Below are 3,466 nucleotides of genomic sequence, written 5' to 3' on the forward strand. Positions count from 1 at the left end.
CGAAAACAGGGGTTCGATTCCCCTACGAACTGCTCTGTTTTTTATAAAAACAGCCCAACCCGAAAAATACTGCAGGTAACAAATGTTGCTTGCAGTATTTTTTTGCTACGTAATAAAGATTACCTGCGCCTTGAAAAATAACAGGCGCAGGTGATTTAGAAAAGAATCTGTCAGCTTATGGTGCGCAGAATCATGCGCCAGGTCTCATGTGCAAGTAGCAAAAACAGATTGCAAATGTCTGTTTTGCTGTATTGTTTTAACAGGATGATTTTGCATCAAAAGCCGGATTGAACGCATAGAAGTTTTTGGAATTTAACCGGTCTGTCACAAGGCGGAGACCTTCGCCAAAACGCTGGAAGTGTACGACTTCACGTTCCCGCAGAAAGCGGATTGGGTCACACACCTCCGGATCTTTGACCAGACGAAGAATATTGTCGTAAGTTGTCCGTGCTTTCTGTTCAGCAGCCATATTTTCGAAAAGATCTGTAATCGGATCGCCTTTTGACTGGTATTCACAGGCATTATGTGGAATGCCGCTGGCAGCTGCCGGCCAAAGACCGAGCGTGTGATCTACATAGTAGGTATCAAACCCGCTTTTCTGGATTTCTTCCGGTGTCAGATCTTGTGTCAGCTGTCGCACTATAGCGCAGATCATTTCCATATGAGCCAGTTCATTCGCTCATACATGATGGAAGTGATTATTTTTGCGTGAAAACAGGAGATTACTGGCAGAAAAAGCCTTGATACAGTAAAATAATGCCTGCGCCCAAAGATCACAGGCGCAGGTAGATATCCAGTTCAAAGGGATTGGCAACGAATCGTCCGATACCAGGCTTGGATTCACTGGAATTGTGATATATGATTTTTTCAATGCAGGATTTGAGGAGTAAGTTCATTTCCGATGCTGAAATATCCGTATCTTCAAATTTAGACAGGCAGTCAGAAAATCGGGAAACCCGTTCCTGGTAATCAACTTCCGGTGGCATGGTATCTTTTGCCCGCTGGATGGAAAGCTGCACTTCGCAGATCTGTTCCTGCAGCTTGGCATTTCTGGAAGCATATTCTTCTTTGGTATAAATCCCATCTTCGTAAGCATCTTTCTGACGCAGATCCTTATCCTTTAATTTCACCAGATCCTGTTCCAGATTCCGGATGATATTCTCATGGATCCGGACAATATTTCCATCATCATTCTGTAATTTAATTTCAAAATCATCCACCGTCTTTGATAATATTTCTTTTACACGTTCCACAAAAGCACTATATTGTACCGATTTGGTATGGCAGATACGTTGATTTGGACAGATCATGCTTTCTGACCGGCGGGGAACTTTGCTCCGGTAGTTTGTAAACTGTTTGAATGTCATGGAGCGCCCGCATCCGGCAGTTCCACAAAAGACCAGCCCGGCGAACGGGTTTCGCAGTTCATGACCACGTTTTATCTTTGGAGATTTTCCACGGCGCTGTGCAATAGCGTCAAAGGTTCCCTGATCGAGAATGGCAGGATGTTTGCCTGGCACAAGGATGTAATCTGTTCCGTGGTTGGTAGGACGGGATTTTACAATCTGGCCATTTTGCATTGTTTTGATTGTTTTAAAATGATTCCAGCGTATCATCCCAATATAAACCGGATTGGATAAAATATCACTGATGGCAGCAGGAGACCAGTGATCAGATTTTAATGGCTTGATTCCAAGAGAATCCAGATGCACAGCTATCCGTGTGAATCCATTTCCTGCAAGGTAGAGTTGCGCCATCATTCTGACAGCGTCAGCCTGCTCAGGAACGATTTCAAGCGTGTGTGCGGTATCTTTTCCACTGCCGGTTTTAATCTTGCGATATCCGTAAGGAGCGATGCTCCCGATGTAGTTTCCCTGCTTGACGGATGCCAGCCGCCCGCGGTTCAGAATCTTCTTGGTATATTCCAGATAATCATTTCCCCTGGTCAGTTCCATTTCAAAAAACTTTCGGTCGTACTCGTCAGAGAGGTCATAAGTTTTCGGTGGAGTAAGGACCAGAGTATTTGTGTACCGAAATGCATTGATAATGCGTCCGCAGTCCTCCAGATCACCACGGGAGAGACGTTGTGGTTCAATGACCAGTACACCTTTGATCTGACCACTCTCAAGGTATTTCATGACGCTTTGCATAACCGGACGATCTGCAATGGTTTCTCCGGAAACGACTTCCCGAAAAATCCGTTCTTCCGGAATGATGGATCCGAAAGAGGAGAGAGCATATTCCTGGAGCTGCCGCTCATGCCGAGCCAGGACTTCTTCCACAGTCATATACGGATCATCTGATCGGGATTTGCGCAGATACATGATAATTTCATTGATAGAGATGTTTGTTTCCTGCATGTCATCATCCTCCTAAGTAAAAATATGTAAAAATGGGTATAAAAATAACAGCCAGCGGGGAACGAGTGTTCCGCTTGCGAAGCTGTTCCGAAGATGATACAATATTTTTGCAGCTAGTTGTACATCTTCAGATGTATGATATTATCGTATAGTAGGCTATCGCAATATAGCGAAAATCCGAGTTACGATGCCGTCCCTGTTCCAGCAGGGGCGGTTTTTTTTATATTTGTATAGTAAAAGACACCCATACAATATACTTGCATGAGTGCCTTTCAACCGTAATCAATACGGTTCTCTCCGTACAAGTATACTACTACAACACGTAAAATATTACAACAATTAGAACATATTTTTTTCACCATTTTGACTAATAATTAGCACATTATTTTGTATTAAAAAGTTAAAAATGAGTGCAAATAGATACGTATAAATATAAATACGTATAACAGGGCAACTATTTATCAAACTTATTGTACTCAATATCATCCTTTGGAAGGTTGATAAGTGTATCCAAATCTGTAAGGTTACGAATTCCCATCTGAGCATGGACATATTCAAATGCATGAGGGTGAATCTTTGACTGAAGACTATCTAACATACTTTTTAATTCTGACATAAATTGTTTATATTCATTTTTAGGCAGATAGTATTTGAAATAAACTATTAAATCAAACAATCTTTGATCCAGATTCCTTGAATATCCAGGACTCAACTGAGTGTAGTATTTTTCTAAGATTCTTCCGGATTTTTTCCTGTTTTCTGTTTTTTATGTAAAAACACAATAAAAATCTGATTATCCGCTAAAACACAGTATCTATCAGCATTTTCAAGGAAACAAACACATCAATTTACTACTTATTTACTACTAACGAATGAGCCTTGATACGCTAGTTTTCTTAGATATGCAAAGATATGGTACAGCACATCAGTATTGAAACAAGAAAAATTTAATATTTCATAGACTATGGAACGCCTAACATGACGTTCCTTTTCTATTTCCAGCCGTTCTTATTGGACGGCTATTTTATTACTCAAAACGAAAGGAGCATTAGACTTATGAAAAAGATATTAAAGCGATTGTGTACGGGCTTCTTAGCTCTTGCAAC

1 protein-coding gene and 1 pseudogene are annotated in these 3,466 nt (G+C 41.1%); both read right to left on the reverse strand.

From position 1 onward, the window contains the following. Positions 1-256: 256 nt before the first annotated feature. A pseudogene (locus HMPREF0373_RS08250) lies at positions 257-673 on the reverse strand (manganese catalase family protein); the annotation flags it as partial. 100 nt (positions 674-773) lie between these two features. Beyond that, positions 774-2,360 carry a recombinase family protein gene (locus HMPREF0373_RS08255; protein WP_021739228.1) on the reverse strand — a complete coding sequence of 529 codons (1,587 nt, stop codon included), beginning with the start codon at positions 2,358-2,360 and terminating at the stop codon, positions 774-776. Positions 2,361-3,466 lie beyond the last annotated feature (1,106 nt).

Origin of the sequence: Eubacterium ramulus ATCC 29099, from assembly GCF_000469345.1 — a bacterium.
Lineage (GTDB): Bacteria > Bacillota > Clostridia > Lachnospirales > Lachnospiraceae > Eubacterium_I > Eubacterium_I ramulus.